The organism is Falsiroseomonas sp. E2-1-a20, from assembly GCF_051433195.1.
GTDB lineage: Bacteria > Pseudomonadota > Alphaproteobacteria > Acetobacterales > Acetobacteraceae > Falsiroseomonas.
Genome location: NZ_JBHMFT010000095.1, coordinates 1 through 6,090, shown reverse-complemented (window position 1 = coordinate 6,090; position 6,090 = coordinate 1). Strand labels below are relative to the sequence as shown.

At 67.7% G+C, this 6,090-nt stretch carries 4 protein-coding genes; 2 read left to right on the top strand and 2 right to left on the bottom strand.

What is annotated here, in order from left to right; translation table 11 throughout:
• Positions 1-6: 6 nt before the first annotated feature.
• Complete coding sequence (locus ACFHPP_RS30135) at positions 7-285, bottom strand: hypothetical protein (RefSeq protein WP_437166925.1); 279 nt, start codon at positions 283-285, stop codon at positions 7-9.
• Between the two features lie 627 nt (positions 286-912).
• Between ACFHPP_RS30135 and ACFHPP_RS30130 the strand changes: the two genes are divergently transcribed.
• Entirely contained in the window at positions 913-1,782 is an 870-nt protein-coding gene (locus ACFHPP_RS30130; RefSeq protein WP_437166924.1) for a KilA-N domain-containing protein, read from the top strand.
• Between the two features lie 190 nt (positions 1,783-1,972).
• On the opposite strand, the gene ACFHPP_RS30125 is transcribed toward ACFHPP_RS30130, so the two are convergent.
• Positions 1,973-3,052, bottom strand: coding sequence for an alpha/beta hydrolase (locus ACFHPP_RS30125; protein WP_437166923.1), 1,080 nt, complete (start codon positions 3,050-3,052; stop codon positions 1,973-1,975).
• Positions 3,053-3,591: 539 nt separating this feature from the next.
• Here ACFHPP_RS30125 and ACFHPP_RS30120 point away from each other — a divergent pair.
• A complete protein-coding gene (locus ACFHPP_RS30120; RefSeq protein WP_437166922.1) occupies positions 3,592-5,994 on the top strand; it encodes a PAS domain S-box protein in 2,403 nt (800 codons plus the stop codon).
• Positions 5,995-6,090 lie beyond the last annotated feature (96 nt).

The window sequence follows — 6,090 nt, the reverse complement described above, 5'->3', positions numbered from 1 at the left end:
TGGGCATCAGGCGCTAGACTTTGCCCAGTAGATGCGCGTGTAAAACTGGCACACGGCTGCGAGGCGGCTGAGCATCTCGATGCCGCGGTGGATTAGCTTGCTGTCGGTAAGATGCGTCACCGCCTCAGGCAGGATGGCGGTGTCAATGGTGACGCGCTCGAAGTGCTTCGGCTCGGCGACGGCGGTTCGCTGCGCAGCGGCCAGTATCTTGGCGAGCAGCAGATCGAGCTGAGTCGCGCAGCTACAGTTCATTGCATACTTGAAAGTACGCGCCGGCGTCCCCATATCTGTGGCTCGAGAGGCACGACCCCGCCCGAGCTCTGCAACGCCCTCGCTCCCCCGACTGCAACCTGTTCAGGCTTCTGGGGCGAGGCCGTCTGAGCCGGCCGGGCGCTGGATCTGCCCAAGGTCCCGGCAACGAGGCCGCTGGCCATCCGGCGCCGCCCCTGCTTCGGCAGGGGAGGGGACGCTGGCCTCTCGCCACCCCTGTCATCCCACCTCGGCGGGCATGGGCCGCATCACCTCGACGCCGCCCATGCCCGGCACCGCGCATCCGGCACTGAGCCGGCCGCTTCTGCGAACCATCCCTGCCAGCGGTGGCACGGAGGGTGCCGACGACAGGGTCACCCGGCGCCGCCCCGCACCAGCCGGGGAGGGGGCGCCGGTCCCCGCGTCACGACGCGGCGTCTGTGCGGGCCGCTTGCCCGCACCACCACCACACAGGCCTGGGTTCAGCCCGGCAGCCCCGCAGCAGGCCCTCCAGGGCCCGCCACGGCGGCGGCCGGGCTGAACCTCCGTCTGCCGCCTCCCCACCCGCCTCCGCCTTCTCCGCCCTCTCCGGCTGGTCTCGGTAGCTCCCAAGCCGACCGTCGCGGCCCCTTGAGCAAGGCCGAACCCAGTGTTGGAGTTCCCATGACCACCACCACCCTCAGCTACCAGGGCAGCCCCATCCGCCTCCGCGGCGCTATGCTGAACCTGACCGACATGTGGCAGGCCGCAGACCGGCCACCGAACCGGCGCCCCTCCGACTGGCTCGCCCTCGAGGAGACCGGGCGCTTCCGCACCCACGCAGGCACCCACCGGAACGACGCCGACGACCTGTTCGCGCCAAATGCCGGCCTCGCCGGCATCTGCCACCTCGACAGCGATGGCCTCGTCGCCACCGTCCGCGGCAACCAGGGCGGTACCTGGGCGCATTGGCAGCTCGCGCTGACCTATGCCCGCTACCTGTCGCCGCCGTTCCACCTCTGGTGCAACACCGTCGTCCGCACCGCCATGCAGCGGCCGGACGAGGCACCCGCCGCGGGCGATGACCCGCTGCGGGCGCATCTCGACCAGCAGTTCCAGCGTCTGCATCGCCGGCTCGACATCCTCGATGTCCTCGACCGGCATGCCGCCGACCTGATGTTCCTGACGCTCTCGACGCAGGATCTGCTGCTCGGCACCAGGCGGGACTTCTCGATCGCGAGCCAGGCGGCGATCCGACGCGCGGTGGCGGCCGAGCCCTACCGTGGCCAGTGCCCCTGCTGCGACAACGCGCCCGTGCTCAACAGAGAGGGCCGGCCGGTGGCCGGTGCCGAGTTCGACCACTTCTTCCATTGCCGTCTGAACCGGCCGGAGCATGGCTGGCTGATCTGCGCGGCGTGCCACGACGATCTGACGCATGGCGGCTACGTGCTGCACTTCAGCCGCATGCCCAGGTTCCGCGCCTTCCAGGCGGCGGTGCTCGAGCAGCGCCGCCGCGGCCGGATGCGCATGCGCCTCGGCAGCACGGCGGAGTAGCCGCCCATCCCAGCCCTCCCCAGCGGAGGGCGCCCAGAGCCCCATGATCTCACCACGAGGTCATGGGGCTCTTCGCGTTCCAGGCCTGCTGATGTCCGCCTGGAGCGGTGCCCAGCGTTGCCGCACGAAGCTCGGCGAGCGCTTCGGGCTGGAGGCGCCGATCGGCCGCTGAGGCGCCTCCGCTTCGGCTTCAGTGGGCAGAGGCGAGAGGGGCGGCCTGCTGGCGGGCGGGCGGCATTGATAGGGGGGCCGCCGGGGCGCCGGTTTGAGGGCGCTGCCCGGCGGTGACGACGAGGCGAGTGGAGGACTGCGCGCGGACAAAGCGGATCATGTCATCCACCACCGGCGCCATGCTGGGCAGCCAGGGCGTGAGCATCATGATGCCGACATGGCCAATGAGGGGGTAGATGCGCGCCTCCGCCTGCCCCCCCGCGCGGCGGACCTGCTCTGCCAGGGTCTGAGAGTCGCTGGGGCGGGTGAGCATGTCGGCGCCGCCGCTCATCAGCAGCATCGGGGGCGTGCCGGCGCTCACAAAGGTTTCGGGCAGGACCTCCGCCGGCATGGCCTGGGTGAAGATCGAGCCCAGGGTGACGTTGGTGGTGAACCAGGAGCCGTAGGGGCCAGCCAAGCCAATCGCGCCCCCGAGCCGCGCGTTGCTCATGCCATGGGCTGCCAGATAGCGGCCATCGGTGGCCAGCATCGCGGCGATGTAGGCGCCGGCGGAGTGGCCTGCGACGAAGATACGGTCCGGGCTGCCGCCAAGTTCGGCGGCATGGTCGCGCGCCCAGGCGACGGCACTGGCGCCGTCCTCAATAAAGCCGGGGAAGCGGACTGCCGGATACAGGCGGTAGTCCGGCAGGATGACGATGGCGCCGCGGCGGGCAAGGCGGATGGCCAGCATCTGGTTCTGGATCTCGTCCTTGCCGCCGAACTGCCAGAATCCGCCGAAGAAGAAGGTGATGATTGGCCGGTTCGTCGCCTGGTCGTTGGGCCGAAAGACGTCGAGCTTCAGGCCGTTCGCGGGGTCGAACACCACATCGCGCTGAATCGTCAGCTTGGCATCCTCGGCCTGGCCGATGGCGGTGGAGCCGCAGCCGGCCAGCAGCCCCACGGTCAGCAGAAGCAAGCCATAACCAGTGCAGTTGCGTGAAACGACCCTGCGTTTTCTGCGAGCCGGGCCGAAGGCTTGCCACCAAGAGGCGATGCTGCGCGCGATGCGCGTGGACGGGGATACTTCAGGTAGAATCTTGGTATCGAGGCGCGCATCCATTTTGGGATCCCCTGATCCTGGATTTGCCAGGGTCGAGAGGAAGTGCAGGAAGCATGCCGGTGTTACGGCTTATTTGTTTCCAACGCGCTACCGAAGATCCGTTACTGAAGCGGGACTTGCTGTCTACAACATCGACACATTGATAATTTACGCAACGCAACTGGAGATCTACCCTATGCAATTATCCCGGTCTCTGCTGCTGGTGCCGCGGTGCGCTGAGATCCGGCTCAAGCCCATGCAGACCCCGGTGCATAGCGGGCGAAACGGACGATCGACCTGCCAGACGGGACGGTCTGGCCATCCGGCGCAATCGAGCCTCTCCAACTTTTTAGCTTCAACAGAGACACTTCGGCCCTGCGTCAAACATTGACACAACCACACGTCCTGGTTGTATGAATAAACATCCCTTAAGAAAAACGAAAAACATCCCTTAAGAAAAACGAAACGTGCCGGTTACATTGGGTATGAAGGTCTTCATCGGCGCCCGTGTCGCTTCAGAGCGCTGTCGCAGCGTGAGTAAAATGGCGGCATCGGTTTGAATGGACGCTGAGACTGGGCCGGTGCTCCCCAAATCCAGCTTCCTCGCCGGCGGCGGCGAGATGGGTGCACGCACTCGTGCCTATGACTGGTCGGCCTCGCCGCTTGGGCCTCCCGAGCACTGGGCGCAGCCGCTTAAGACGCTGGTCAGCGTCATGCTCGCCGCGAACCAGCCGATGTTCATCGCCTGGGGCGCCGGGCGCACCTTGCTCTACAATGACGGCTACGCGGGGATCCTCGGGCTGAAACAACCCACGGCGCTCGGGCAGCCGTTCGATCAAGTGTGGTCGGAAATCTGGGGCGAGCTCGAGCCCATTATGAGCCGCTGCTACGCCGGCGAGCCAATCCAGATGGACGACATCATGCTGGTCATGCACCGGCACGGCTACCCGGAGGAGACGCACTTCGCCTTCTCCTACACCCCGGTCCGGGACGACGCCGGGCAGGTCGCCGGGGTGTTTTGTCCCTGCACCGAAATCACGGCCAAGGTACTAGCGGACCGAAGGCAGGCCTTCCGGCACGGACTTGAGACCAGGCTGCGCGACCTGACCAACCCAAAGGAAGTCATGGCCGCGGCGGCCGAGGCGCTCGGGCGCCACCTGGATACGGCGCAGGTCGGCTACGCGGAGGTCGGCATGGACGGGCACGCCACCACCGGGGGGGAGTTCCAGGACGGGCGTATCCTGGACTTCCGCGCCGGCCGGTATCGCATCGAGGACTATGGCCCGGTAATGGCCGCTGACATGGCGGCAGGCCGGGTCGTTATCGTGCACGACGTCCGGGAGGATCCCCGGACCTCATCCCCAGAGGCGCTCAAGGCCTATGCCGCGATCTCCCTCCGCGCCTTCATCATCGTTCCGCTGGTGAAGGAAGGACGCTTGACCGCCTACCTCTATGCCGCTCACCCCGAGCCTAGGCGGTGGTCGGAGGAGGAAGTGAAACTGATATGCGGGGTCGCCGAGCAGACCTGGAGCGCAGTGGAGCGCGCACGGGCCGAGGCGGCGCTGCGCGAGAGCGAGGCGCGGTTCCGCCTGATGGCCGACGCTGTCCCGCAGATCGTCTGGATTGTCGACGCCAAGGGGCGCAACGAATTCTACAATGAGCAGTGGTTCGCCTACACAGGTGCGTCCCGTGAGTCGACCGATGCGGCCCAGACGGTTGCCCACCACGTCCATCGGGACGACCAGGCGTCGACAATTGCGCGGTTTGAGGAGGCGCAGCGGACGGAGGACACCTTTATTGCCGAGCACCGCATCCGCTCCAAGGACGGTGACTACCGCTGGTTCCTGGTCCGCGGCGAACCCCACCGCGACCCGCGCACCGGCATGATCCTCCGGTGGTTCGGCACGTCGGTAGACATCCACGATCGCAAGAGTGCCGAGGAGGCCAATGCACGGCTCGCCGCGATCGTCGCTTCGACCACGGACGCCATCATCGCCTTCGCCGCCGAGGACGGACGGATCCTGGCCTGGAACAGGGGAGCCGAGGAGCTGTTCGGGTACACCGAGGCCGAAGCGCTCGGCGGGCCAGTCGGCCTGCTGGTCCCGCCGGACCTGCCTGACGGCGATCCGACCGGCGTATTCCGCCGCGCCATGGAGGGGGCGCGCGTCCACGAGCACGAGACCACGCGCGTGACAAAGTCAGGCGAGCGGATCCCGGTCGCTGTCACCGCCTCGCGGATGCTCGCGCCCAGCGGACGCGCCATCGGCGTCGCCGCGATCTTCCGCGACCTGCGCCAGCGAAAGGCGGTCGAGGCACGCCAAGCGCTACTGTCGCGCGAGGTGGACCATCGGGCCAAGAACGCGCTGGCAGTGGTGCAGGCGGCGCTGCGCCTGACCCGAGCGCCCGACCTGCCAAGCTACGTGCGGGCGATCAGCGGGCGCGTGACGGCGCTAGCGCGAGCGCAAACGCTGCTGGCCGACGAGCGATGGGCCGGGGCCGATCTGGGAACAATGCTCACTGCCGAGATGGATGCCTTTCTCTCCGATGAGGAGGGGGGCGAGCCGCGTGCCACCCTGGTCGGCCCGAGTGTGGCCCTACCAGCAGGCGCGGCGCAGCCCCTGGCGATGGCGGTGCACGAGCTGGCGACGAACGCGACCAAGCATGGTGCCCTTTCAGCACCAGGTGGCTGCGTCGCGGTGACCTGGTCGCTCGATGACGGATTATCCGGGACGCTGCGGCTGCGCTGGGCCGAGACCGGCGGACCGCCAATCAAGGCTCCCCCCACCCGGCAAGGCTTCGGCACGCGCGTTTTGGATCGCGTCTTGCGGGGGCAGCTTGGTGGGACGCTGTCGCTCGCCTGGAATAAAACTGGGCTGGTCTGCGACATCGAGCTGCCGCTGGCGCGCATGACTAGCGCTTCGGCCAGCGATCTTGCTGGCGATCAGGCCGGCTCCTGGCGCTGAGGACGTAGCAAGATCGCGGTGACCGGCGCGCAGTCGCGGTTGAAGCCGCGTCCGCTCAGCCCGTTGCCGGAATCGAGTTGCTGGAGCGTGGGCGCC